This is a genomic window from Azospirillum picis (assembly GCF_017876115.1).
GTDB classification, from domain to species: Bacteria; Pseudomonadota; Alphaproteobacteria; order Azospirillales; family Azospirillaceae; genus Azospirillum; species Azospirillum picis.
This window is the reverse complement of record NZ_JAGINO010000032.1, coordinates 1-26642: the sequence shown is the minus strand read 5'-3', so window position 1 is coordinate 26642 and position 26642 is coordinate 1. Positions and strand designations below refer to the sequence as shown.

At 68.3% G+C, this 26642-nt stretch carries 18 protein-coding genes; 8 read left to right on the top strand and 10 right to left on the bottom strand.

Translation table 11 applies throughout. The annotated features are described in order from the left end of the window. Positions 1-160: 160 nt before the first annotated feature. From J2850_RS28705 to J2850_RS28695, 3 genes are all read right to left on the bottom strand, one after another. Positions 161-1735: a M10 family metallopeptidase gene (locus J2850_RS28705; RefSeq protein WP_209990115.1), complete on the bottom strand. Its 1575-nt coding sequence runs from the start codon at positions 1733-1735 to the stop codon at positions 161-163. Between the two features lie 257 nt (positions 1736-1992). Further along, on the bottom strand, positions 1993-3405 hold the full coding sequence (locus J2850_RS28700) for an ATP-binding protein (RefSeq protein ID WP_209990113.1): 1413 nt from the start codon (positions 3403-3405) through the stop codon (positions 1993-1995). Further along, positions 3398-4069: a response regulator transcription factor gene (locus tag J2850_RS28695; RefSeq protein WP_209990110.1), complete on the bottom strand. Its 672-nt coding sequence runs from the start codon at positions 4067-4069 to the stop codon at positions 3398-3400. The genes J2850_RS28700 and J2850_RS28695 overlap by 8 nt, the downstream gene beginning before the upstream one ends. 230 nt (positions 4070-4299) lie before the next feature. On the opposite strand from J2850_RS28695, the gene J2850_RS28690 reads away from it, so the two are divergent. The 3 genes from J2850_RS28690 (at position 4300) to J2850_RS28680 (ending at position 9248) form a co-directional block, all read left to right on the top strand. Further along, positions 4300-6456, top strand: coding sequence for a peptidase domain-containing ABC transporter (locus J2850_RS28690; protein ID WP_209990107.1), 2157 nt, complete (start codon positions 4300-4302; stop codon positions 6454-6456). Then, entirely contained in the window at positions 6453-7853 is a 1401-nt protein-coding gene (locus J2850_RS28685) for an HlyD family type I secretion periplasmic adaptor subunit (RefSeq protein ID WP_209990104.1), read from the top strand. Before J2850_RS28690 ends, J2850_RS28685 begins: the two co-directional genes overlap by 4 nt. Positions 7854-7964: 111 nt before the next feature. Continuing rightward, on the top strand, positions 7965-9248 hold the full coding sequence (locus J2850_RS28680; RefSeq protein WP_209990101.1) for a tetratricopeptide repeat protein: 1284 nt from the start codon (positions 7965-7967) through the stop codon (positions 9246-9248). Positions 9249-9377: 129 nt separating this feature from the next. Here the strand turns inward: J2850_RS28680 and J2850_RS28675 are convergent, their stop codons facing one another. After that, entirely contained in the window at positions 9378-10250 is an 873-nt protein-coding gene (locus tag J2850_RS28675) for a hypothetical protein (protein ID WP_209990098.1), read from the bottom strand. A 280-nt stretch (positions 10251-10530) separates the two neighbouring features. Here J2850_RS28675 and J2850_RS28670 point away from each other — a divergent pair, with 280 nt between their 5' ends. Then, entirely contained in the window at positions 10531-13122 is a 2592-nt protein-coding gene (locus J2850_RS28670) for a calcium-binding protein (protein WP_209990095.1), read from the top strand. Positions 13123-13188: 66 nt separating this feature from the next. Here J2850_RS28670 and J2850_RS28665 read toward each other — a convergent pair whose 3' ends face one another. Further along, positions 13189-13485, bottom strand: coding sequence for a hypothetical protein (locus tag J2850_RS28665; protein ID WP_209990090.1), 297 nt, complete (start codon positions 13483-13485; stop codon positions 13189-13191). 514 nt (positions 13486-13999) lie between these two features. Between J2850_RS28665 and J2850_RS28660 the strand changes: the two genes are divergently transcribed. Together J2850_RS28660 and J2850_RS28655 are read left to right on the top strand one after the other, a co-directional pair. Beyond that, the gene (locus J2850_RS28660; RefSeq protein ID WP_209990087.1) at positions 14000-14830 is read left to right on the top strand and encodes an ABC transporter permease; all 831 of its coding nucleotides are present in this window, start codon (positions 14000-14002) and stop codon (positions 14828-14830) included. A gap of 27 nt (positions 14831-14857) precedes the next feature. Beyond that, positions 14858-15640 (top strand): sulfotransferase family protein, encoded by a 783-nt coding sequence (locus J2850_RS28655; RefSeq protein ID WP_209990084.1) that lies wholly within the window; start codon positions 14858-14860, stop codon positions 15638-15640. On the opposite strand, the gene J2850_RS28650 is transcribed toward J2850_RS28655, so the two are convergent. Continuing rightward, complete coding sequence (locus tag J2850_RS28650) at positions 15628-16557, bottom strand: hypothetical protein (protein WP_209990082.1); 930 nt, start codon at positions 16555-16557, stop codon at positions 15628-15630. The two genes, J2850_RS28655 and J2850_RS28650, sit on opposite strands and share 13 nt — an antisense overlap. Positions 16558-16938: 381 nt before the next feature. Between J2850_RS28650 and J2850_RS28645 the strand changes: the two genes are divergently transcribed. Then, the gene (locus J2850_RS28645; protein ID WP_209990079.1) at positions 16939-18297 is read left to right on the top strand and encodes an ABC transporter ATP-binding protein; all 1359 of its coding nucleotides are present in this window, start codon (positions 16939-16941) and stop codon (positions 18295-18297) included. A gap of 45 nt (positions 18298-18342) precedes the next feature. Here J2850_RS28645 and J2850_RS28640 read toward each other — a convergent pair whose 3' ends face one another. The 4 genes from J2850_RS28640 to J2850_RS28625 form a co-directional block, all read right to left on the bottom strand. Continuing rightward, positions 18343-22116, bottom strand: a complete 3774-nt coding sequence (locus J2850_RS28640; RefSeq protein WP_209990076.1) for a glycosyltransferase — start codon at positions 22114-22116, stop codon at positions 18343-18345. 12 nt (positions 22117-22128) lie between these two features. Further along, positions 22129-24102, bottom strand: a complete 1974-nt coding sequence (locus J2850_RS28635; protein ID WP_209990073.1) for a glycosyltransferase — start codon at positions 24100-24102, stop codon at positions 22129-22131. 441 nt (positions 24103-24543) lie between these two features. Then, positions 24544-25356, bottom strand: a complete 813-nt coding sequence (locus J2850_RS28630; RefSeq protein WP_209990071.1) for an ABC transporter ATP-binding protein — start codon at positions 25354-25356, stop codon at positions 24544-24546. A gap of 4 nt (positions 25357-25360) precedes the next feature. Further along, complete coding sequence (locus J2850_RS28625; RefSeq protein WP_209990068.1) at positions 25361-26176, bottom strand: ABC transporter permease; 816 nt, start codon at positions 26174-26176, stop codon at positions 25361-25363. Between the two features lie 281 nt (positions 26177-26457). Here J2850_RS28625 and J2850_RS28620 point away from each other — a divergent pair. Continuing rightward, a partial coding sequence (locus J2850_RS28620) for a phosphoadenosine phosphosulfate reductase domain-containing protein (protein ID WP_307354575.1) occupies positions 26458-26642 on the top strand: 185 nt, incomplete at its 3' end.

Sequence of the window (26642 nt, the reverse complement as noted above, 5' to 3'; positions counted from 1 at the left end):
CGCTCACGACCCGCAAAGCCCTGTGATTACAAGAAAGTTGCACTTCAGAATAGAACCTACCGCGCCTACAAGAAAATTACACAGAATTTATATTATGGAAACCAATGTTCGGCGATGCTCCGCGACCGCGGCCTCACTGCGGAGGCCGCAGCTAAATGGCCTAAACAGCCACCAACCAACTGGTGGAAAATTCGCCAACTGTGTGGCCGACCACCGTGATGCTGTCGCCATTCAGGAAATCGATCACCATGCCGCTGCTGCCGGCGTCCCGCAGGGCAAAGCCGCGCCCGCTCACCCCAGCCAGCCGGTCGCCGGTACCGGCATCGAAATCCAGCACGGTGTCGGCCCCATCGCCGCCGTCAAAGCGGAACAGGTCGGCGCCACCGCCGCCGCTCAGCGTGTCGGCCCCCAGATTGCCGGCCAGGGTATCGGCGCCCCGATCGCCGAACAGCAGGTCACCATCACGACCGCCATAAAGGCGGTCGTCGTCGCCACCGCCGAACAGCGTGTCGCTGCCGGCATTGCCGAACAGCACGTCGGCCCCGCGGTTGCCGGAGAGCAGGTCGCCGCCGTTGTCGCCGTTCAGCCGGTCGCTGCCGTCGCCCCCCTCCAGCGTATCGGCGTCGAGGCCGCCGAACAGCAGGTCGCTGCCATCGTCGCCGAACAGCCTGTCCTCGCCCTGGTTGCCGAAGAGCAGATCCTCGTTGGCCCCGCCATGCACGACATCTTGCCCGGCGGCACCGGAAAGCGTGTCGTTGCCAGCCCCACCATCCAACGCGTTGGCCTCGGCATTGCCGAGGAGGACGTCGCTGCCGGTGCCCCCCAGCGCATTCTCGATCACTGCCCCGTAGGCGATGGCGATGTTCTGGCGGGCCGCCCCGCCGTTGGTCTTGATGCCGATTGAGCTGAAGCTGCCGGCATTCAGGTTGATCGTCACTCCCAGCACCTGGTTGGAGGCATCGACGCTGTCGGTGCCGCCGGCATCCCAGATCGTCCGCAACTCCTCCGATGAAGCACTGAAGCGATAGCTGTCGTCGCCGGCCCGATAGGCCGTGTTGGCGCCATAGAGGTATTGGATGGCGGCGATGTCGTAGAGCATCGGCCCGGCCGGGGAGATGCTGGCGGACGGCGGGTCGGTGTAGGACATCACCGTATATTGGTTGTTGTCCGTGCTGGCGGGCAGCGTCACCCCTTCCTCGAACGAGTGCTTCAAGCCCAGCGCATGGCCGATCTCGTGCACCAGCACCATATAGCCGAAATTGCCAGGCTGCGGCGACTGGCTGGCCGAGGTGTTGGGATTCAACCAGATGTCACCGCCCGCCCCGCCCTGGTTGTACGGGTAATAGGCATAGCCCGAGTTGCTTGGTGGCACGGCGGTGCTGAAGGCCACCCGGATGTCGCCCACCTGGCCGGCGGTGTCGGCCACCTGCGTGAAGGTGATGTTGGCGACCGCCGCCCAGCTCTGCAGCGCTTGGGCAAAGGCGCTCTGCTGCACCGCGTTGAGGGGGGTCAGCCGGTTGCCCCACGGCTCGCCGCTGCCGGACGCCGGGCCGTAGCCGCCGCTGCCGAGAGGGTCGGTGGACCAGCTGGCGCCATAACCGGGAAAGCTGTAGGTCAGCGTCAGGCCGGTCCCCACCGGACCGCCCCATTTGCTGTCCCCCAGCAGCGCATTGATATGAGCCTGGGACGCGGCGGTGATGCCGGAGACCTGTCCGCTGCTGGTGGGGGTTGCCATCCGCTCCTGTCTCCTGTCCGTCACGCCGCCCTCAGCGTGCCTCGCCCGATTGCCCGCGCGAAAAGCGCGGCAGAGCTTATCCGGATCGTGAGGCCGCCACAACGCAGCTGCTGCTGCGGTGCGCCGGTTGCGCCAAGCCCGCCGTCATGCGCAAGACGCCTCAGGCAAATCCGGAGCCCGAGGGGCGGACAGAAGACTCTCAACCGTAGCAAGCACCCAAAATCCCATGAGCCCAAATGCCCATTTGGGTGCCCTCTCTATCCGCCAGCACTCCGCTCCACCGCCGCCTCAAAACCCTGGCTGCCGGCATCCGGAAACGACAACCGGACCCGAAGGCCAGGTTGGTTGTCCTCCATCGCCAAGCGGGCGCCGTGAAGCCGGACCACGGCGTCCACCAGGGCAAGCCCCAGCCCGTTGCCCGGCGTGCTGCGGCTCCAGTCGAGCCGGATGAAGCGGCCGAGCACGCGCTCATGCTCTTGGCTGGGAATGCCGATGCCGCTGTCGGCGACGGTCACGTCGGTGCTGCCGGGCTCCTGCCCCGATGCCACGACGACGTCGATGCGCCCGCCGTCGGGCGTGTATTTGACGGCATTGTCCACGAGATTGGCCAGGGCCTGGGCCAGCAGCTGCTCATGCCCGCGCACCACCGCCGACACCGCAATGCGCAGGGTCAAGGTGATGTGCTTCTCCTCGGCGACCGGCTCATACAGCTCCACCACCCGCCTCAGCACCGGCGGCAGCGCCACGGCGCTCAGCGGCATCTGCTGGTAGCCGGCTTGCGCCTTGGCGATGCTGAGCAGCGCCCCGAACATCTCGAGCAGCCGGTCGGCCTCGACGATCGCCTCCTGGACCAGGTCGCGCACCGGCCCCTCCTCGCGGGCCTCGCTGAGCGCCAGTTCAAGTTGGCCACGCAACCGGTTGAGCGGCGTGCGCAGGTCGTGGGCGATGTCCTCGCTGAGATCGCGCAAGCCCGCCATCAACCCCTCGATCTGCTCCAGCATGTCGTTGAGGTTGGCCGCCAGCCGGTCGAGCTCGTCGCCGTTGGGCGAGCGCGGGATGCGGGCGTGCAGATGGCCGTCGATGATGGTGCGCGTGATGCGGTTGATCACCTCCAGCCGGCGGGTGACATGCCGGCTCACCAGCCAGCCACCGAACGCCGAGATCGCCAGAAGGACGGTGAAGCTCCAGAACAGCGCCCGGACGATCTGGGTGCGGAAGCCCTGCCACTGGCCGAGCTCCGTTCCGACCAGCAGCCGGTGCCCGTCCGCCAGGGTGCGCACGACCCCCACCGCCGGCGCCCGCCCGCCCGCCTCCCCTTCCGCGGTGCGGAAGGCCAGCCAGCCATCGGCACCGACGCCCTCCGGCAGCCCCGGCAGGTTGCCGGCGACCGGCACGCCCCGGGCATTGGTCAGCACGAACAGGTCGGGCGAGCGCGGCACCCGCGTGCGATCGCGCAGCACCTGGACCAGCTTGTCCATCCCCCCTTGCCGGAGGTGGACGAGCAGCCCGTCGAGTTCGGCACCGATGGTCTCTTCGGCCTGACGATTGAGGAAGCTGTCGGTCACCCGGTCGATCACCGCCGACACCGTCAGCGCCGACAGCCCGAACAGTCCCAGGCACACCAGGGCCACCCGCACCGCGACGGTGCGCACACGCAAGCGCTCAAGCACGCAGACAATACCCCGATCCCCGGACCGTGTGGATCAGCGGTGCGGGGAAGTCCTTGTCGATCTTCTGGCGCAAGCGCGCGATGTGCACCTCGATCACGTTGGTCTGGGGGTCGAAATGGAACTCCCAGACATTTTCCAGCAGCATGGTCCGCGTCACCACATTGCCGGCGTTGCGCGCCAGATACTCCAGCAGCTTGAACTCGCGCGGGTGCAGCTCGATGCTGCGGCCGGCCCGCCTCACCTTGCGCGCCAGCAAATCCATCTCCAGGTCGCCCACCTTCAGCCGGGTCTCCTCCGCCGGCGGGGAGCGCCGCCGGCCCAGGATCTCCACCCGGGCGATCAGTTCCCCCAGCGAACAGGGTTTGGTCAGGTAATCGTCGCCGCCGTTGCGCAGGCCGTAGAGCCGGTCCTCCAGGCTGCCGAGGGCGCTGAGGATCAGCACCGGCGTGTCGTTGCCGGTCGCCCGCAGCGCCCGCACGATCACCATGCCGTCATGGGACGGCAGCCGGCGGTCGACGATCAGCACGTCATACTGGCCGCTCTGCGCCCTCTTCAACCCCGCCGCCCCGTCGTCGACATGGTCGGCGTCATGGCCATGCTCGCGCAGCCCCTTGACCACCAGGGCCGTGGCTTTGGGATCATCCTCAATCACCAGGATCTTCATGGCCAGAGCGTCACCGTGATGTCGAAGGGGACTCTATGTAAGGGACAGGGCAAGCAACTGCCAAGCGTGATCCTGGCAACTTCGCCCTGTCTTGCCATCGCTTCGGCACGTCGCGCGAATCCGCGGAAAATGTCTGAAAAAGGGCGCATTACAATGTTTTAATTTGCCAGTTATTAACCTCAAGTCGCCTATACCGACCATCCAGCACCAGTTTGGGGAGCGTCCCGCCGATGCCCGTCTCCGGGCCGAACAGCGCCTTGAAATGCCTCGTGGAAGCAGCCCGTCTGCGCGGCATCGACACCTCGGTCGAACGCATCCAGCACGATCTCGTGCTGGACGATCGCGAACCCTCCACCAAGCTGCTGCTGCGCGCCGCCGCCCATATCGGGTTGAAGGCGCGCGCCGTGCGCATGGGCTGGCGGCATTTCGGCAAGCTCGACCAGGCCTTCCCGGTCATCGCCCGGCTGCGCAACGGCAATTCGGTCCTGGTCGTCGGCGCCAACGTGGTGAACGGCGTGCCGGTGGTGCTGATGCACGACCCGCTCGCCGCCGACGCCGCCGCCCTGCCGATCGACGAGGCGCGCTTCACCGAGGCGTGGACCGGCGAGGTTCTGCTGCTGAAGCAGGACGGTGCGGCGACCGAGGAGGAGCCGCCCTTCGGCTTTGCCTGGTTCTTCCCGATGATCCGCCAGCAAAAGCGTCTCTTCCGCGACGTCGGCGTGGCGGCGATCCTGCTCAGCGTGCTGACCATGGCGATGCCGGTCTTCATGCAGATCGTCATCGACCGCGTGCTGGTCCATCGCAGCATCGACACCCTCCATGTGCTGATCGTCGGCATGATGCTGGCGATCCTGTTCGAGACGCTGTTCTCCTACATGCGCCGCTATCTGATGCTGTACGCGTCGAACAAGATCGACGCCCAGGTCAGCATGCGCACCTTCGCCAAGCTGGTCAGCCTGCCGATCGACTTCTTCGAGCACGCCTCGACCGGCGTGGTGACGAAGAACATGCAGCAGACCGAGCGCATCCGCCAGTTCCTGACCGGCCAGGTGTTCTCGGTGGCGCTGGACTGCGTCGGGCTGATCGTCTTCATCCCGATGATGTTCCTGTACAGCGTGCCGCTGGCGATCATCGTCATGGCGTCGACGCTGTTGCTGTGCATCATGATGATCGCCTTCCTGCCGGCGATGAAGCGCCGCATGAACGACGTCTATGCCAGCGAGGCCAGCCTCCAGGGCTATCTGGTGGAAACCATCCAGGGCATGCGCACCATCAAGTCGCTGTCGCTGGACGCCCGCCAGCGTCAGGTCTGGGACCAGAAGCTGGCACGCGCCATCGACAACCGCTTCCGGCTCGGCAGCTTCGCCCTGGTCGCCCAGTCCTTGATCCAGCCGATCGACAAGATCACCCAGGTCGCGGTCATGGGACTCGGCGCCTACATGATCTTCGACGGTTCGATGCTGGTCGGCGCGCTGATCGCCTTCCGCATCATCGCCGGGCGCGTCACCGGACCGCTGATCCAGCTCTCGCAGATGATCCAGCAGTTCCAGGAGGTGTCGCTGTCGCTGCGCATGCTGGGCCAGATCATGAACCACGAGGTCGAGGAGGGCCGCAGCGGCCGCGGCATGCGCGCGCCGATCCAGGGGGAGATCGAGTTCTCCTCCGTCCGCTTCACCTATCCCGGCGCCTCCTCGCCGGCGCTCGACCGGGTGTCCTTCACCATCCAGCAGGGCCACATGTTCGGCATCATGGGTCGCAGCGGCTCGGGCAAGACCACCGTCACCCGCCTGCTGCAGGCCCTGCACCGGCCGCAGGACGGGCTGGTCAAGCTCGACGGCCATGACCTGCGCGAGATCGACCTCGATCACCTGCGCACCAACATCGGCGTCGTGCTGCAGGACAACTTCCTGTTCCGCGGCACCATCCGCGAGAACATCGCCGCCGCCAAGCCGGGCGCCCCGCTGGAGGAGGTGATGGAGGCCGCCCGGCTGGCCGGGGCCGACGAGTTCATCGAGCGGCTGCCGCGCGGCTTCGACACCATGATCGAGGAAGGCTCCGCCAACCTGTCGGGCGGCCAGCGTCAGCGCATCGCCATCGCGCGTGCCCTGTTGATCAACCCGCCGATCCTGATCATGGACGAGGCGACCAGCGCGCTCGACGCCGAGAGCGAAGCGATCATCCAGGCCAACATGCAGAACATCGCCAAGGGCCGCACCCTGATCATCATTTCCCACCGCCTGTCGTCGCTGGTCGCCTGTGATTCGATCCTGGTGCTCGACCGCGGCCAGGTCGCCGACGTCGGCCGCCACAGCGAGCTGCTCGGGCGGTGCGACGTCTACCGTCACCTGTGGTACAAGCAGAACCGGCATCTGGAGCTGGCGTCATGAGCCTCGCCCCCCTCACCCCGACCCGGCAGGACGAGGCCGAGATCGACCGCGCCATCACCGACTTCCAGTCGGACACCGCCGAGATCGAAAACCAGCCCGAACCGATGCTGACGCGGATCACGCTCTATGCGGTGACCGCGATGATCGTCGCCGCGATCACCTGGGCCTCGCTGGCGCGGATCGACCGCGTGGTCTCGGCCACCGGCCGGCTGGTCTCGACCGAAACGCCGATCGTGCTGCAACCCTTCGACACCGCGATCCTGAAGAGCATCACGGTGCGCGCCGGCGACATCGTCAAGGCCGGACAGGTGCTGGCCACCATGGATCCGACCTTCGCCCAGTCGGACATCGGCCAGATCAGCGTGCGCCTGCAGACGGCGGAAGCCGGGATTTCGCGGCTGGAGGCCGAACTGTCGGGCGAGACCTACAAGCCGCCCAAGGATCTGCCGAGCGAGGTGGCGCTGGGGCAGCTCACCTTGTGGCGCAACCGTCAGGCGCAGTTCCAGGCCCAGGTGGCGAGCTACGACGAGCGCATCGCCCGCGCCAACTCCACGATCGCCAGCAGCAAGATCACCATCACCAACCTGACGGCGCAGCGTCAGCAGTGGAAGGAGATCGAGGGCATTCGCAACCAGCTGCTGGCCGCCCAGGTCGGCAGCAAGCTGAACGCCCTGGCCGCCACGACCAACCGGCTCGACGTCGAGCGCAACCTGGCCGCGGCCGAGGCGACCGAGCAGCAGAGCGTGCACGAGCTCGACGACCTCAAGGCCCAGCGCGAGGCCTTCGTCACCCAGTGGAAGAACACCATCTCCCAGGATCTCATCCAGCAACGCAGCGAACGCGACGTGCTGGCCGAGCAGATGGCCAAGGCGCGCAAACGCCAGGACCTGGTGACGCTGACCGCCCCGGTGGACGCCGTGGTGCTGGAGGTGGCCAACCGCTCGGTCGGTTCGGTCGCCACCTCGGCCGAGCCGCTGTTCACCCTGGTGCCGATCAATGCCCCCCTGGAGGCGGTGGTGCAGATCGACGGCCGCGAGATCGGGTTCATCCGCCAGGGCGATCCGGTCGCGGTCAAGTTCGACACCTACAATTTCCTCGAGCATGGCGCCGCCGAAGGCGTGGTCCGGACCATCAGCGACGACTCCTTCAGCCGCAACGACCGCATCGGCGCCTTGGCCAAGGCCGACTCCAGCAACGCCACCAACCCGTCGACCGGGCTGTTCTACCGGGCCCACATCGATCTGACCGCGGTCAACCTGCGCAACGTACCGGAAGGCTTCCGGCTGCTGCCGGGCCTGCCGCTGACCGCCGACGTCAAGATCGGCAGCCGCACCATCATCGCCTATTTCCTCAAGCCCCTGCTGGGCAGCATCAACGAGAGCATGCGCGAGCCGTAACGGCTCGCCACTCGGTCGATCATGAACAAGACCATCAACAAGCCCGCTCTGGCGACATTGCAAGGGCAGCGCAAGGCACTTCAACACTGGCCGAAGACGGAGCGAGGCCCCTTGTCGGCGCTGCTCCGCCGCCTGCGCAGCAGCGCCAGGCTGCGCCGGGAAGCCGAGGCGGCGTTTGCCGCCGGACAGCCGTCGGAGGGGGCCCGCCTCCTGCGCATCCTCGCCGGACGGCGGCAGCCCGACGCGCTGTTCCAGCTTGGCCAGTGCTATGCCCAGGGCCGCGGCGTGGTCCGCAACATGCCGGAAGCCGTGGCGTGGGTCCGCCGGGCTGCCGAACTGGGGCACCTCGACGCCCAGCTCATGCTGGGGCAGATTTACGCCAATGGCCTCGGCCGGGTGCGTGATTTCACCGACCCGATGCGGCTTTACGCCACTCCAGCCGTCCGAGAGGATGCCGGCACTCCCGGCAACCGTGACCTGCTGTTCCCGGCCGGTGTGAATGTCGAGCGCGATGAGGCGGAAGGGGTGAAATGGCTGGAGCGTGCCGCACAGGCCGGTCACGCCTTGGCACAGTTCGACATGGCCCAGCGCTATCTGTTCGGCCAAGGGGTGGACAAGGATGTCGAGCGCGGCCTTGCGCTGCTGCGCACCTCCGCCCAGGCCCAATGCACCAAGGCGCACGTGGTGCTGGCGCGCGCCCTGCTGGAGGGGCAGTTGCTTCCCCGCGATGTGAGGGCGGCTGTCGACCATCTGCGCACCGCGGCTGACCTGGGCGATGTCGATGCGGCCGGCGAACTGGGCGCCCTGTTGGCCAGCGGCAACGATGTCCCGGCAAACATCACCGAAGCCGTCCCTTGGCTGCAAAAGGCTGCCGCCGGCGGCCATGCCGCCGCCCAGCTCAATCTGGCCACAGTGTATTTCCGCGGCCAGGGCGTTCCCGCCGACCTGCACAAGGCCGCCGAGATGTACCGGAAAGCGGAAAAGTCCGGGCGCTTTCCTTTGGCGCAATGGCGGCTGGGATGGCTGTACGAGGTTGGGCAGGGGGTGGAGAAGGATGCCTTCGAAGCCTCCGAATGGTACCGCAAGGCCGCCGACCAGGGCTTCACCCCGGCGCAGTTCTCGCTTGCCCTGCTTTATTCGCGCGGGCTGGGGGTGGTGCGCAACGACCAGCAGGCCGCTTTCTGGTTCGAAAAGGCCGCCGCTGCCGGTCATGTTCACGCCTGCTTGAACCTCGCCCTCCTGAGCATGCGCGGCCGGCTGGGGTCCCCTGACTTTGCCGCGGCACGAGGCTGGCTGGAGCGGGCGCGGGCCTCGGCCACCGCTGCGGACGAGGACCAGATCCGCCACGCGGAAGAGATGCTCGCGAAGCTGCAACGCGAAGCGCCCCACAGCTGACGGTGCGCGCTTCTGATCCTCCAGGAGCACCCGCACCATGAAAAGCCTTCGGACGCTCAGCGGAAGGCAAGAGAGACGGCCGGAGGGAGCCTTCCCCTCCGGCCACGCGGCACGGCGCCGCGCCGGTGGTCAGGAGGCCCGGCCGCCCAGCCGCCGCATCAGCGCCAGCACCCCTGCCGGCCGCCCGGGGGGAAGCCGGTTGGGAAAGGGCTTGCGATAGGGATGGATGATCCGCCCCCCCTCCGGTCGCGCCATCTCCGCCAACACCGTGTCGAAGCTGACGTCCTCACCGACCGCGTTGAGCAGCCGCTCGCGCGCCGGAGCCTGGCGGGTTGCCGGATCGCTCGCCCACCAGGGGCGATAGGGGTGGTTTTCACAAAAGGGAATGCCGTAGACCCGCGCCAGGGTCGGCAGCTTGTACTCGAGGAACCCCACCTCGGGCGGCCCCTCGGCAACATAGAGGTCCAGGAAGCGCCGCGGCAGGCAGACGACGATGAACAGGCAGCACAGCAGCTCCCCCCGGTAGCCGTGCCGCTCCGCGAGATAGGCGCGGAACGCATCCCGGTCGGCGCGCTTGTCCGGGTCGATGCCGTTCAACCAGCCCCACCAGTCCGCCACCTCCCGCTCCGGGCGCAGGCCGGAAAACAAGGCCTCGCCCGGCTTCACGGCGGCAAACAGCTGCCGCAGGGGGGCAAGCAGCAGCATGTCCCACTGCACGATCACCAAGCTGTCCCAGGCAAGCGTGGCGCCCCGGTCACGATGCCACGCTGCGATCAATTGGTCGCCATGCTGCCATTTCCACTGCGCGCCGCGCGGCTCGACAAAGGCGTAGAAGTCATCGAACCAGCGACCCAGCCGTCGCTCCGCCTCAGGCGCCTGCGCCGCCTCCCCGCCGTAGAGGCCGTAGATCGGCACGCCGGGGTTGCGGGCGCGCAATCCCGACAGCCGGTTCTCGCAGACGCCGAAGTCCTTGTAGAACCAGAAGAGGATGGCGAGCGTCATGGAAAGAGCATCCTGCGCGAAGGGAAAGGGGCTGCCGCTGCGGGGACTGCGGCCAACCAGCCCTGCCACGCCGTTCTGGCATGCCGCTCCGGCGAAGTCCACGCCTCCTGGCCTGCCGGACCAGCCGCAAGGGGTGAGCAAACCGGTTCCGCCGCACCGCCGCTCACCCGCTGCGGGAAGAGGACGTGCTTTTTACCGATCCTTGAGACCTCTGCTTTTATGAGGAGCGATCGGCATGGCGGCCCGTTCGGCCGCTCCGGCAGCAGGGAGTGCCCAAGCGATGGCCATCACCGCAACCGTCACCGGGGCCAGCGACGCCCAGGCCGCCAGCATCAAGGCGGCCCTGGACTATTGGGTCAGGCTGATCCCCACCAGCGCCCGCATCGAGGTGGCGGTCGACAACGGCCTGACCACCGCCGGCTCCCTGGCGCTCGGCCGCTCCAGCACGGCGGTGACGGTGGGGCGCAAGACGGTGGCGGCGGCCGATATTGCCGCCGGCATCGGCCTTGCCGCCGGCACCTACGACGTCACCCAGTCCGGCGTGGCCTATGAATGGCGCACCGGCACCGACCCCAACGCCGAGGCGCCGGACCTGCTGCTGTCGATCAACCCGGCGGCCCCCCTGTGGTACAACCCCACCCCCGGCCCCGGCAACCCGGCCAGCTCCGTCACCGTGCCGGACACGCAGTACGACGCCTTTTCCGTCTTCGTCGCCGCGATCGGCACCGCGCTCGGCGTCGAGGGTGCGCGTGCACCCGCGACTGCCGCCGCCACCGGTCCGGCGATCAGCGCCTTCGACGGCCTCGTCAACACCGCCAATGACCGGCTGAGCTTCACCGGCGCCAATGCGGTCGCCGCCTATGGCGGCGCCCTGCCGCTGCAGCCGGGCCTGCTCTACACCTACCCCACGGGTGCCGCCCCCTTGGACGGGGTCTTCGCCGCCAGCCTGCCGATGGGACGCATCCTCGACATCACCCCGCTCGACCGCGCCCTCATCCGCGACACCTGGAGCTACGGCTCGGGTGCCAACCAGGCGCTGGCCGGCTCCGCCGCCGCCGAGACGCTGACCGGCGGGGCGGGCGACGATGCCGTGGCTGGGCTGGGCGGGGCCGACTGGCTGCTGGGCGGGGTTGGCAACGATCTCCTGGCCGGCGGCGATGGTGACGACACGCTGAGCGGCGACCCGATCGGCGTGGCCGGGGCGGACATCCTGCTGGGCCAGCTCGGCGACGACCGCCTCACCGCCGGCGAGGGCGACGACCTGCTCGACGGCGGGATGGGCGACGACGTGCTGTTCGGCGAGAAGGGCCAGGACACTCTCTATGGCGGCCAGGGCAGCGACCGGCTCTATGGCGACTATTATGGCAGCCGCAGCGACGCCACCAACGCCGGGATCACCCCGGTGGCGACGCCGACGGCCAACGACGACCGGCTCGACGGCGGGGCCGGCAACGACACGCTGCTGGGGGGGGCCGGCAGCGACACGCTCACCGGCGGCGCCGGCGCCGACCGCTTCGCCTTCGCCGCCGTCGCCGACTCCCCCCCGGCAGCGCGCGACGTCATCACCGACTTCCGCGGCCGGCTGCAGGAGGTCTATGACGCCAGCGGCACCAGCCGGGCGGTGCTGTTCTACTCGGTCTACAGCACGCAGGCGACGATCCTGCCCGATCTTGGGCTGGTCGATTTCCGCGGCCCCGGCGCCCACAGCCAGAACGACCTCATCGACCTGTCGGAGATCGACGCCTCGACCACGGCGTCGGGCAAGCAGGGCTTCACCTTCATCGGCCAGAGCGCCTTCACCGCCGCCGGCCAGGTGCGGTGGCAAAGCGAAGGCGCCGCCATCCTGGTCCAGGCGACGGTCAGCGACGGGCTGTCGACCGATCTCGCCATCGAGCTGCAGGGGTTGGCCGGAACCTACACGCTGAGCGCCCTCGACTTCGAGCTGGGCAGCGGCAGCTCCTCCACAATGGTGTCGACCACCTCGACCCTGCCCGACCCTACCGGCACGACGGCGACCGCCCCAGCCGCCATGCATCCGCCGGCCGCCATGCGCAGCGAGACCGTGCGCACCGGCCGCGGCGGCAAGGCGCCCACCGGCATCAGCGTCGACCTTGCCGCGGGTTCGGCCAGCAGCAGCCTGGGCGCCAGCCTGGCGCTGCCCGGCCTCGTCAGCGCCGTGGGCGGCGACCAGGACGACCTGATGCTGGGCAGCGGGGCGGCCAACCGCCTGTGGGGGGATGCCGGCGCCGACACGCTGAGCGGACGCGACGGCGACGACGGCCTGTCCGGCGGCAACGGCTTCGACCGGCTGTACGGCAATGCCGGGAACGACAGCCTCTACGGGAACGCCGGTTCGGACGCGCTGCATGGTGGTCGCGGCGACGACCGGCTCTACGGCGGCCGCGACGAGGATTTCCTGAGCGGCGACGAGGGCGACGACTGGGTGATGGGCGACATCGGCAGCGACACGTTGGCCGGCGGGGCCGGGCGCGACCGTCTGGTCGGCAATGCGGGGTCGGACACGCTCTATGGCGGTCGCGACGAGGACACGCTGTACGGCGGCCAGGGCGACGACCGCCTGTTCGGCGACCTCGGCAACGACCGGCTGTCGGGCGACCTCGGCAACGACACGGCAACCGGCGGGGCGGGCGCCGACCTGTTCGCCTTCGCCGGCCCCGCCGGCCAGGACCTCGTCACCGACTTCCAAGCCGCCGAGGGCGACCGCATCGCGCTTGCCCCCGGGCTCGCCTACAGCCTTGCCGCCAACGCCGCCGGCGAGGCGGTCATCGTCTTCACGCCAGACCAGTTCGTCACCCTCGCCGGGGTACGCCGGGACGCCTTCGACCCCGCCTGGATCACCACCGGCGGGTAGGATGAAGCCCCCGACAACGCCCCGGCGCCCGGGGCGTCATGGCACCGGGCCCAAACGCCCTCTTGGTCAGATGACCTGGAGGTAGGCCGGATCGAGAGCGCCGTGGCGGAAGGGGATCCAGTCCTTGTGGTCGGCGCGGTACTGCAGGCCGTAGGGGTTCTTGAAGAAGATCTTGGCCATCGGCTGGCCGCCTTCGGCGCGGGTGCGCTCATGGTCGATCAGCGGCGACGGGGCGAACACCTTGTCCCACAGCTCGGCGTTGTCGACCTCGCGGCCGGCGTTCTTCACATAGTCACGCGCGGCATCGCTGAGCTGCCATGCCTCTTCGACCATAGCGTAATAATCAACGGTACCTTCAGCCATCGCTCAACGCTCCTTGCTTTGCTGCGACAGGCTTAACGGAAAAGCCCGGACGAGAAAAGCGTGAAGCGGACGCCGCCGCTACACCGCATGGCACCCCAGCTCATCCCCCAGTCAGTGCAGGATTGACGGTCGACGGCATGACAGGTTTGAAACAGAAGCGCTGTGGAGGCTGGGCCAGCCGGGCATGCGAAACGCGCATGCGCCCCCATGAACGGCGGGGGCAAAAAGAAGGGATTGCCGACTGTGGCAGCACGGCGGGCCGGGGCCACCGCCCAACGGCGCCCTCCACAGTCGGCAAACTCAGCTTGGCTCGCCCTTAGAATAAGGGAGAGACCGGCTGTACGCACATTACTTCTTGGCAATGTTGACAGAACAATAGCGGTAGCACGACCATTCCGGTTCGGAGGTGTACGCGGCGCCGCAGAGCATGCTAGGATCATTCCCCCTGTGCTTCAAGGTGCCGGCCTCCGCGTGCCCGCGCCCCGCCGCTTTTCGCGATCCCGATAGCCGATCGATGTTCTCCAGCCTTTCCAGCATTCCCGCCAGCCTGCTCAGGCACCGCTACCTCGTGCGCCAATTGACGTGGCGCGACATCGCCGGCCGCTACCGCGGCTCGGCCGCCGGGCTGCTGTGGTCGTTCCTGACCCCGCTGGTCATGCTCGCCATGTACACGCTGGTGTTCGGCGTCATGTTCCAGACGCGCTGGACCGGGGGGGCACCGGGGCAGGCCGCGACGACGGACGGCCATCTCAGCTTTGCCCTCATCCTGTTCGTCGGGCTGATCCTGCATAATTTCCTGTCGGAATGCGTCAGCCGGGCCCCGTCGCTGATCCTGAGCAATTCCAACCTGGTCAAGCGCGTGGTCTTCCCGCTGGAGATCCTCGGCTGGAGCACCATCGGCTCGGCCCTGTTCCACAGCGCGATCAGCTTCGTCGCCCTGTTCCTCATCTACGCGCTGGTGCAAGGGGCGGTGCCGTGGACCGCGCTGCTGCTGCCGGTGGTGATGCTGCCCTTGGTGCTGCTGACGCTGGGCCTGGTGTGGTTCCTGGCCTCCTTTGGCGTCTTCCTGCGTGACATCGGGCAGGTGATTTCGCCGGTGATGACGCTGCTGCTGTTCCTCAGCCCGATCCTGTTCCCCATCACCGCCATTCCGCAGGCGTTGCGCGGCTATCTGATCTTGAACCCCCTGACCATTCCGGTGGAACAGGCCCGCGCCCTGGTGATCTGGGGCGTCCTGCCCGATTGGGGCCAGCTGGCGGCCTACAGCGTGGTGGCGGTGCTCGTCGCCTGGGGCGGGCTTTATTGGTTCACCCGCAGCCGTCCGGCCTTCGCCGACGTGATGTGATCCGCACTCCCGACAGACGACCCCCTCATGCTCCACTTCCTTGGCATCGGTGCCCAGAAGTCCGGCACCACCTGGCTCTACCACAACCTCAAGAAGCACCCGGCGGTGTTCTTGACGCAGGAGAAGGAGCTGCATTTCTGGAACAGCCAACGGAACCTTGGCCTGGAGTGGTACCGCGCCCAGTTTGCCGCCGCCCCGGCCGGCACGGTCGCCGGCGAGATCACCCCGGCCTACGGCATTCTGCCCTCCGAGACGATCGCCGACATCCGGCGGGAATTCCCGGAGCTGCGGCTGATCTACCTGATCCGCAACCCGATCGAGCGGGCATGGTCGGGCGCGCTGATGGCGATCCCGCGCGCCGAAATGACGGTCGAGGAAGCCTCCGACACCTGGTTCATCGACCATTTCAATGCCCAGGGCTCGACCAGCCGCGGCGACTATGAGGCCTGCCTGCGGACGTGGCGGCGCCATTTCCCGGCCGAGCGCATCCACATCGACACCTTCGACGAGATCGTCGCCAACCCGCGCGGGGTGCTGCAACGCTGCAGCGTCCATCTCGGCGTCGAGCCGGCCGGCTTTGACGCGGTACCGGACGACTCCCTCGCAACCCCGCTCAATGTCGGCTTGCGCCGGCCGATGCGTCCGACGCTGCACTATTACCTGGAGCGCATGTACCGCCCCAAGATCGAAAGCCTGGGGCGCTATCTCGGGCGCGACCTGTCCCACTGGCTGGCTGCCCCTGCCCAGCCGCTGACCCCGCTGCAGCGGCTGCGGGTGTCCTTGTCGGCACGCGCCCATCACTGGCGCTGACCCGGCGCCTCCCCGTTGCTGTAGCACCCCGCCGCGACCAGGGCGCTCCGGTGAGCGGCGACGAAGCCGGCGAGCAGTTCCCGCTGTCGGGCGGCCAGGGCCGGGGTGCGGAAGAATTTCACCGTGATCTCCAGATCCCCGGTCGGGCCGCGCAAAGCGCCCTGCCGCTCCTCGTGGTGGGTGCCGCCGATCGAGGTGGCGTGGAGCAATAGGGCGTGCCGCTCCCCGCACCGCACCGCCCCGTCCGCTGCCACCGCGGTGTGCGCCAGCAGGCGGCCGTGGACGTTCCACACCGCCGGGTCGAGCACCCCGCAGCGCCGGCCGGGCGCCCAGGCGACGAGATTGAAGGCGTTTTGGTCGATCATCCGATGCTGGTCCAGACGCCGGCAGCGGTCACGCACCTCCTCCAGGACGGCGGTGTCGGTGCACAGAAAGAATCCGGAGTTGAGGTAGGGCCGCTGCGGCGCGATGGCTGCGCTTGCAACCGCCTTGGCAAAGGGGGCGACGTCCCAGCGCGCGATACAGCCGGCGATGTCCGTGACCTCGGCATCCGGGCAGGCGGCCAGTACCGCTCCCCCTTGCGCCATCGCCGCCCCCAGCGCCCGCAAGGGGGCTTCCAAGGGTCCCGCGGCCACCATGTCGCCGTCGATCCACACCAGCGGCCCGGTCACCGCCTCGTCGTCGCCTGCCAGATAGTCGACGAGCGCCGCCTTGGCGAGGTACGGATGGGTGCCGTGCGGAACGCTGGGCGGGCGCGGCAGCAGCCAGCCCAGCCCCTCCAGGAACCGGCGCTGCGCCGGGGCCAAGCCAAAGTCGCAGACCCGCAGGACCGCCCCCGGCAGCCACCGCTCCAGCGAGCGCGCCAACAGGCCGACCATGGCAAAATAGCGCGCATCGGCACCGGTTACGATCCGCATGCCCCCCTCCCCCCATAGCAGGCGTCCAGTTGCCTGGCGACTTGGGCGGCGGCATAGGCGGCGGCCTGCCCGGCGGCAGTCGTCACGAACAGAATGCGGGAGGGCGGGCTGGCGGGGTCGGAACGGGTCATCGGCGGCCGTGGCTGGTCTCGTCCGCCATTCTTAAGGAGAAAAGCGGCCCCTGTCCAAAGCTGGCGTTCGGCAGCCTGCCTGCCCCAATGGCGACCGAGCGGGGGCTTGGGTAAGAAAGGGTTGCGCAGCTCAGCACGGCGGTGCCATGAATGCACGCGCCTTGCGATGCGCCCCTCGGATCCCCCGTACGCGTCCGTCCCGCATCCGCCCCCGGCACGACTTTCAGGTTTTATGGCGGTTCATCGACTTATGAGTCCTTCCAACACGGCCATTGCGATCCGCGACGTCTCGAAGGTCTATCAAATCTACAGCCGTCCGGAAGACCGCCTGAAGCAGGCGCTGTTCCGTCATCGCCGCCGGTATTTCAGGGAATTCTGGGCGCTGCGCGGCGTCAGCTTCGACATCGAGCGCGGCAGCACCGTCGGCATCGTCGGCCACAACGGCTCGGGCAAATCGACCTTGCTGCAGATCATCTGCCGCACGCTGCGCCCGTCGGCCGGTCTGGTCGAGGTGAATGGTCGGGTGTCGGCCCTGCTGGAGCTGGGCTCGGGCTTCAACCCCGATTTCAGCGGGCGTGAGAACGTCTATCTCAACAGTGCCATCCTCGGGCTCGACCGGGCAGAAACCGACCGGCTGTTCGACGAGATCGCCGCCTTCGCCGACATCGGCCCGCATCTCGACCAGCCGACCAAGACCTATTCCACCGGCATGGTGATGCGGCTGGCCTTTGCCGTCGCCATCTCGGTCAACCCCGACATCCTGGTGGTGGACGAGGCGCTGGCCGTCGGCGACGAGGCCTTCCAGCGCCGCTGCATGGCCCGGATCGAGGCGATCAAGAAGAAGGGGGCGACCATTCTCTTCGTCTCGCACTCGGCCAACCAGATCGTCGAGCTGTGCGACCGCGCCATCCTGCTCGACCATGGCGAGCTGCTGTATGACGGCCCGCCGCGCCGGGCCATCAACTTCTACCACCGGCTGCTCTACACCCCCGCCGACCGCCGCGGCCCCTTCCGCGACGCCCTGCTGGCCGCCAGGCGCGGCGAGGCCGCCTTGCCGGACGAAACCGCAGCCGCCCGCTCGCAGGCGGCCGAGGCGGAGGCCGACGCGGCGCTGGAGGAGCATTACAACCCCGGCCTGGTGCCAAAGAGCACGACCGTCTACGAGACGCGCGGCGCCCGCATCCTCGATGTCCAGGTCACCACGCAGGAGGGCCGGCGGGTCAATGTGCTGGTGTCCGGGCGGCGCTACACCATCCGTTACCGCGTGAAGGTCGAGAGCGACGTCTGGGGCGTGGCGGTCGGCACCCGGATCAAGACCATCACCGGTGTCGAACTCGGCGGCGCCACCACCCAGCACACCGACCGCATGCTCGACCATATCGAGGCCGGCACGGTCTTGAACGTGACCCACAGCTTCGAGTGCCGGCTGATGGAAGGCACCTATTTCCTCAACACCGGCATCTCCGCCGTGATCGACGGTGAGCGGCAATGGCTCAACCGCCTCGTCGACGTCGCCATGTTCATGGTGATGCCGGCGCCGGGCCGCTGCTCCAACGGCCCGGTCGATTTCCTGTTCGACAGCCGGGCCCAACCGGTTGCGCTCGGCTGACCACGGCGGATCGGGCGGCCGCTCGGGTGATGGCGCGGTGGCGGCTCAGCCGGCCACCGCGTCCATCAGCTCGGTGAACTCCCGGGCGACCCGCTCGAAGGTCAGGTAAGACAGCACCCGCTGCCGCGCCGCCGCGCCCAAGGCTTGGCGGCGCTCCGGATCGCCGGCCAGATCCTCGATCGCCGCGCGCAGCGCCCTCAGGTCGAGCAGGGGAACGCTCACCCCGCACGCGGCGATCGCCTCCACCGCGCCGCCGGCCTGCGCGAACGCCACCACCGGCAGCCCGGCCGCCATCGCCTCGATCACCACCAGCGGGAAAGGGTCCTCGCGCGACGGCAGGAGGAAGAGGTCGGCCGCCAGGTAGAGGGGCGCCGGGTTGTCGGTCGGCCCCAGCCAATGCATGACGCCCTCCACCCCGCTCACCCGCAGCAGGAAGCGCGCCCAATGCTCCTGGTCGGGGTTGAGGGCGCCGCCAACCCAGACGATGTGGATCGGCACAGCCCCGCCGCGCAGCTCCTTGGCCATCTGGACCGCGAGGTCGAAGCCCTTGCGCAAGTCCGGCGTGCCGCAGGCGAGCACGACCACCGCCGCCTCCGGCAGCGCCAGCGACCGCCGCAAGGCGGCGCGCGCCATTGCGCGCTCCCCTGCCCCCTCGTGCAGCAGCCCATTAAGGACCAACCCGCCATGGACACGGCTGACCTGGTCGGGCGCAAGCCCGAAGCTGGCGATGAGGGCGTCGCGCATCACATCCGACACCGCGACGATGCGGCGCGCCGAGGCGGCGATCCGCCGGACGCGCTCGGCCCCGTAGAACTCGGTGATCGAGGCCGGGGTTTCATGCAGCACCGACAGGACCGGCACCCCGGCCTGCGACAGCGCCTCGGCGACGCGGTCGGCGACCACCGTGTTGCACAAGGCCACCGTCGCCTGCGCCGCCAGCCCGCTCAGCTCGTGCAGCGCCTGCTCGGCCTCGACCCGGGCGGCACGGTTGTAGCGGTAGAGATCGAAGGTGGGGCCAAGCCGGGCAAACGCCGGCGCCAGCGGGCCGCCGCCGATCAGCAGAACGGCGATGTCCAGCTCGGGCTGTTCGGCGGCAAGCTGTTGCAACAGGCGCAGGAGGTAGAGCGGGGCCCCGGTGCGGCTGGCGTCATGGGAGACGGCGACCAGCCGGCGCCGCCCCTGCGGGTGCCGCCACAGCCGCTGGCGGAAATAGGCGAGCACCGGCGCATTGTCGACCCCGGCGGCGGCCGGGCGGGACAGGGTGGCCGCGCAATGCTCCAGCCAGCCGGGGGCGAGGGCCGCGCCCTCCGCGGCCCCCTCCCCGGCCCTGACCTGGCCGGTGAAGATGGGGTGCGGGGCCAGCCCGCGTGCCGCCCCGGTCCACAGATAATGCGCCAGGGCATCCTGGCCGTCCGCCAGATCCACCCCCGGCTGGGTGCGGTAGAAGCCGGGATCGAAGAGCCAGGCCGGCGCCCATCCCTTCGGCCCGCCCTCGCGCAGGTAATGCGCCAGCGGATGCTCACCGCCGCGCATGTGCTCGGCATGGCCGTCGCCATACCAGACCGGCTCGAAGATCGGGTTCGGCTTGCGTTCGTGCGCCCGCCCGGGACGCAGATAATCATGCAGCGGCTCGGCGTCGGGCTGGTAGGTGGCGCGGTACCAGACCGGGTCGAACAGCGCGTTCGGCCAGCGGCCGGCGGCCACACCGCCGCTCAAGTAATCCTCGAGCGGATCGAGCGTCGGGTGATAGGTGGCGCGGTACCAGACCGGGTCGAACAGCGCGTTCGGCCAGCGGCCGGTCGCCGGGCCGGTGAACAGATAATCGGCCAGCGGATCGTCGCCGGGCTGGTAGGTCGTGCGGTACCAGATCGGGTCGAACAGCGCGTTCGGCCAACGGCCGGCGGCCGAGCCGCCATGGAGGTAGTCGACCAGCGGCTCCTGTTCGGGCCGATAGGTCTCGCGGTACCAGGTGACGTCGAACAGCCGGTTCGGCCGCCGTCCGGCCTGCGAGCCGCCGGCAAGATAGTCGACGAGCGGATCGGCGGCCGGCTCATAGGTCTGGCGGTACCAGACGACGTCGAACAGCGCGTTGGGCCGCCGCCCGGCCGCCGCCCCGCTCGCCAGGTAATCGGCCAGCGGATCGCCCGGCGGCTGGTAGGTGGCGCGGTACCAGGCGACGTCGAACAAGGCATTGGGCCGGCGGCCGGCCTGCCAGCCCCCGGCCTGGTAATCGTCGAGCGGGTCGGCGGCGGGCTGGTAGGTGGCACGGTACCAGGCGACGTCGAACAGCGCGTTCGGGCGCCGTTCGTTGTCCTCGCGGCTGGCCAGATACTCCAGCAGCGGGTCGCCAGCCGGCTCATAGGCCTGGCGGTACCAGGCCGGGTCGAACAGCGCGTTCGGCCAGCGGCCGGCTTGCCGGCCGCCGGTCAGATAGTCGGCCAGCGGCGAGCCCGCCGGCGCATAGGCCTGCCGGTACCAGGCCGGATCGAAGACCGGGTTGGGGCGGTTGCCGGCGGCCTCGCCGCCGGTCAGGTAATGCACCAGCGGGTTGCCGGTGATCCCGTGGCGGTCGCCGTACCAGACGCTGTCGAACAGCGGGTTGGGCCGTCGCCCCTCCGCACCGCCATGCTCGACGAAATGGCGCAGCGGGTCGATGTCGCCCTGACGCAGGTCGGGATGGCTGTCGAGGTAGAAGTGCGGATCGAACAGGCCGGACTCCCGCACCAACGCCATCGTCTCGGCGGTATGGCGGTCAGGCGGCAGCTTGGCACGGATCCAGGCCAGCAGCGGGCCGTCGGCGGGCGGACGCGGGGCCGGATGTGCCGGCGCCGCTTCGTGTCCGGCCCCCGGCGCGACGGCCGGAGGCGGAGGCGGCTCGTCCGGCTCGGGCGCCGCCATCGGCAGCGGTGCGGGCGCTTGGCTGGCCAGCAGCGGGGCAAACAGCGGGTCGCCTGCACCAAGCGCCTCACGCACGGCGTCGATGGCGGCGCAGGCCTGGCGATCGGCCGGATCGGCGACGAGGCGGTGCAGGGCGCGGTAGAGCCGCGCCACCCAGGGGGCGGCGGCCTCCAGCGCCTGCTCGTCATCCGCCGCCCGGTTGTTGCGGTAGACCGGCGACAGCTCCTTGCCCATCTGGTCGGCGACACGCTCGAACGGCTGCGGCCAGGCGAGGCGGAGGGCCTGTCCAGCCTGCCCGAGCGTACGGCGCCAGTCGGCGAGCAGGGCATCATAGGTCAGGAAGCAGCGCTCCTGCCCGCGCGTCGCCGGCTCCGCCTCGGCCATGTGGCGCAGCCACAGCAGCAACGACTTCTCGCGGCTGAAGCCGTTGCGCTTGAACAGCGAGCCGGCGACCTCGAAGGGATGGCGGATGGGAACCAAGAAGACCGGGCGCGCCCCGAAGCGCGCGAGCACGCGCAGCCACAACGGGACCAGGCGGCAGATCCGCGGGTCCTTGAGGACGAAGAGCGGCGCGCCGGCGAAATCACGGTGCAGCACCCCGACCAGGCGGTCGACCATGGCCTCGGCCTGCGGGGTGGCGAACCACGCCTGCGGGAACGGCCCCAGCCCGTCATAGGCCAGCCCGACCGAAGCGAGGATCTCGTCGTGCAGGGCGATGAGGTCGTTCGATTCCCAGTGACCCAGCGGGTTGCTGGGCAAGGCGGGATAGAGGTTGGACGGCACCGCTGCGCCGAGGATGTTGACGGCGCGGGTCAGTGCCGAGGTGCCGCTGCGGTGCATCCCGAGCACGATGATGGCGGTGGTGCCGGCCACCGCCACGCCAGGCGGAGCGGCCACAGAGGGCGGTAAAGGGGTGTCCATGCGCGGCAACACTCAGTTGGTCGGCTCGAGCGCCACGCTCTGGTCCAGCTCCTGCCAGAAGTCGGAGAAGGCCGACTTGGAAAAGCGCTTGGCACCCGTGATCGCCGCCCGGCGCATGGCGAGGGTGGCGGCAGCGTTGTTGGCGGACAGGATGGCGGCGGTGTGCTCGGCCAGCTCCCCGGTGGTGTCGAAATGGTAGCCGGTCGTCCCGTGTGCGACGATGTGGCGCGGGCCGCCCTTGTTGACCACCACCGGGATGCAGCCGGCGGACATCGCCTCGACGATGGTGATGCCGAAATGCTCGGCCTTTTCCGGGTTGAGTTGCTCGTCGACGTCGAGGCCGGTGGCGTGCCAATAGACCGAGGCCCGGCGGTACAGCGCCTTCATGTCGGCCGAGGAGGCGTTGAGATGGAAGGTCACCGGCAGGTCCTTGGCCAGCTCCTGGCACATCAGGAAATAGTCGCGGTGCTCGGCCTCCGGATGCAGCGACCCCACCAGATGCAGCTCGGCCTTGATGCCGGCGGCGTGGATGTGGTCGCGGAAGGTCTGGATCAGCAGGTCCTGGCGCTTGCAATGGCCGCCGGTGAAGAAGCGGCCGACATGCAAGATAACCGGATCCTTGGCGCCCAACTGCGCCTCGCCGACGCCGATGTCGTCGACCGGCGGGTAGACGACCGACACCGGCCGTGGCGTCAGGCCACACCCGCGGAGCTGCTGTTCGACATGCTGTTGGGTGAAGGGGGAATTGACCGCCAGCCCCTCATAGCCGTCCCACCAGCTCCAGCGCCGCGCCAGCTCATGCACCGACACCGGGAAGGGGAACTGGCAGTGGAAGATGCTCTTGACACCCATCGCCGGCACCGGCGGCACAATCTCGTTGCCCATCGCCACGAACAGGTCGAAGCGCGGCATGGCGGCGGCTTGCGCCAGGGACACGGTGTGGACATGGTCCAGCGTCAGCCCGAGCTCGCGCCCGACCGTCAGGATGCGCAACCGGCTGAAAAGCTCCGGCGTCACCAGGAAGACCTCGTAGGCGCCCCGCAGCGCCTCAGCGATGGTCAGCAAATAGCGCTCGCCGCCACCGGGAATGATGTTGTACGGCGTGTACAGGGCGGCACGCTTGCCGGCCTTGGGCGTCCAGCTGGCGGGCACCGCCGGGAACAGCTCCGAGGACGGGCTTGGCGCGTCGCCGCGCAGCACCTCGCCCCAGCGCTCGATGAACTTCGTGCGATTGATCGCGACGATGTTGTTGAGCTTGAGGCCATGCCGCTGATCGGACGAGGTGGCATTCTCGTGATGGATCACCGTCGAGGTCGGACAGTAGTAGGTCTTGAGCCCGAGCAGGCGGATCTTCAAGCAGAGATCGCTGTCTTCGTAATAGGCCGGCTCCCACATAAGATCGAAGCCGAGCACTGTCCGGAAGGTGTCGCGACGCATGGCGACGGTGGCTGCCGAGACGTAATCGACGGTGCGCGGCTGGTTGAAGCGCGGATCGTCCGGGCTGCCGAACTTGCCGAGCTGGACCGCGTTGCCTTCCTTGTCGAGAAGGGCGCCGGCCTCCTGCAGGCGACCGTCGGGGTAGACGAATTTCGGCCCGCTCACGCCGCAATCCTCATGGGCGAGGAAGGGCTGCATCAGCGGTGCCAGCCAGTTCGGCTCCACCGTGACGTCGTTGTTCATGAAGATGGCGAACGCGCCGCTGCTCGCCTCGAAGCCGATGTTGTTGCCTTCGCCAAAGAAGCGGTTGGCCTCAAGGCGCACCAGGGTCGAGCGGCCGTGGTGCTTGGCCAGGATGGCGAAATCCTCAGCGGCACTGCCGTTGTCGACGACGATGATCTCATAGCTGTGGCCGGCGGTGTGCTCCCACAGCGAGGCCAGGCACTTGAGGGTCAGTTCCGCCTTGTTGAAATTCAAAATGATGATGGAAACGTCCGGCGCTTCGTCATCGTACCAGCGCTCTGCATTGCGCAGGTCAGGAAGCCGCACCGGTTCAACTGGCCTGGGCGCCTCGATCACCGGAGCCACGGCCGTCGATGGTGCCGGAACGGCCACGGGCCGCGGCCGCACCAGCCGCAAAACACGTCGACCAGACTGCCAACTCGCCCAGAATATGAAATTGAGCGTTCGCCCCAGCCGTGTTTCGGCCCGCATCGGCCCCAGAAATCGCTCCAGGACGAACGGGCTGTAGGACTGCGCGGCGCGCAGTTTATCCATCAATGTTCTGAAAGTCATTCTGAAGGGGCAGCTGATTGTCTTAAAGGCTCATACGGATAGCATGCTGGCAGACGGCGCCGCAAGGCTAAGGCCGATGGCAATTGGGGGCTTTCCCCTCTGCATTTCTGAATAGCGCCTTGGCGAATGGCAGTAGCTTGGCAGCGGACCCCAGCCAAGTGAGCGCAGGCCGCCCGTGGCGGGCTCCCCCCTCGTTCACGACGGCATGGCCGGCTGCTCGGTCAGGGATGGCGAGCCGCGCTTGCGCGCCATGTCGCCCGTCCCGGTGGCCGCGTGATAAGCCGCCAGCACCTCCTCCAGCGGCCCCATCATGACGACGCGGCCGTTTTCCAGCCACAACAGCTTGTTGCATAGCCGGCGCAGCACGCTTTCGACATGCGAGGCCATCACCAGGATGCTGGCGCGGCCGACGAACTCCTCGGCCCGGCGTTCGGCCTTTTCCAGGAACTGGGCGTCGCTGACGGCGATCCACTCGTCCATCAGCAGGATTTCCGCGTCGATGGCCGTGGCGGCGCCGAAGGCCAGCCGCAGCATCATGCCGGCCGAGTAGGTCCGCACCGGCAGATCGAGATGGCCACCCAACTCGGTGAAGGCAGCGATCTCGTCCATCTTGCCCTCGATCTCCTGGCGAGAGACGCCGAGATAGGCTGCCCGCATCCGGATGTTGTCATAGCCGGTGGCATCGCCGTCGAAGCCGATCGACAGGTCGAACAGCGGCGTCACCTGACCCGCGACGCGGATGCGGCCGGTGGTCGGCTCGTAGACGCCGGCCATCGCCCGCAGCAAGGTGGTCTTGCCGGCGCCGTTGCCGCCGATCAACCCCAGCCGGTCGCCATGCTCCAGCCGCAAGGACACCCGATCCAGCGCGTGCACCTGGATGCGGTGCTGGGCGTCATGGCGGATGATGCCGCTGGTCGAGGAGTGCAAGAGCGTCTTCTTCAAGGAGCGCCCGCTGCCCTGATAGACGACGAAATCGACGGAGACCTGGTCGAGGTGAATCGCAGCCACGGGCCTACAACCAATAAGCAATGCGTTTGCGGAACCGCACGTAGGTCGCAAAGGTCAGCGACCAGCCGGCGATCGTGATCAGCACCGCCACCCCCCAGTCGGACAGCGGCAGCGTTTCGCCCAGCAACGGCGCACGCACCACCTCGATCAGGTAATGGATCGGATTCAGCAAGATGAGCCATTGCCGCTCGGCCATCAACTCCGGCTTCCACATCACCGGAGTGACGAAGAACAGAAGCTGGACCACGCTGGCGGCGATCGGTTGGACGTCGCGGAAGCGGGCGCAGGCGATCCCAAGCAGCAGCGCCACCCACACCGCATTCGTCACCAGCAACGCCAGACCTGGCAGCACCAGCAGCCCGGCCGCCCCTGGCCACAGGCCAAGCCACAACGCCATCACGGCAAAGATGACGGCATTGTGCGCGAGGATGATCAGGTTGCGCCAGACGATGCGCAGCACATGCACCGACAGCGGCATGCGCACATGCTTGATCAGGCTTTCGAACTCCAAGAAGCTCTGCCCGCCCTCGTTTAAGACGGCGGCGATGAAGCTCCAGATGGCCAAGCCGAGTGCCAGAAAGGGCAGATAGTTGTGCAGTTCGAAGCGGAAGAGCGAACCATAAATGAGGCCGAGGCTGGCGACCAGGACCGCCATGCTCAAGGTCAACCAGAAGGGTCCGAGCACCGAGCGCCGATAGCGTTTGCGAATGTCGTGCCAACCGAGCATACCCCACAGTGACCAACTCGTGACCCCTGTCACCAGGTCCTCGTAAGCACGCGCGGTCTGGCTGCGGTCGGCAGAGTCGAACAGGAGGCTCATGGGCGGATCGTGCAGACGAGAAGACAAAGGGGGGAAGGCACGGGAGCGCTCGTCAACGCAACAGGCCCCCTTTCATTCGCGGTATCGGGCGCATAGGCCATAGGGCGTTGTGGTACTCTAGAGCGCGATGGCTGTCACGCACTATTGCCGCGACCGCGAAGCGATTGCCGGACAGGGACGCAAGGGCGTATACCACCGGCCCTGGGATGCCCCTTTGCCCTGATCCTCCGGCGCGACCGTCGTCGTGACCGTCCCCGAAACCCATCTGCTCGTGTCCGCCCGTGCCCCTCTCCTCCGTCCGCCTCACCCACCTGCAGCGTCTCGAAGCCGAGAGCCTCCACATCATGCGGGAGGTTGCGGCACAGTTCCGAAACCCGGTGATGCTGTACTCGGTGGGCAAGGACAGCTCGGTGCTGCTGCACCTGGCGATGAAGGCGTTCTACCCGTCCAAGCCGCCGTTCCCGCT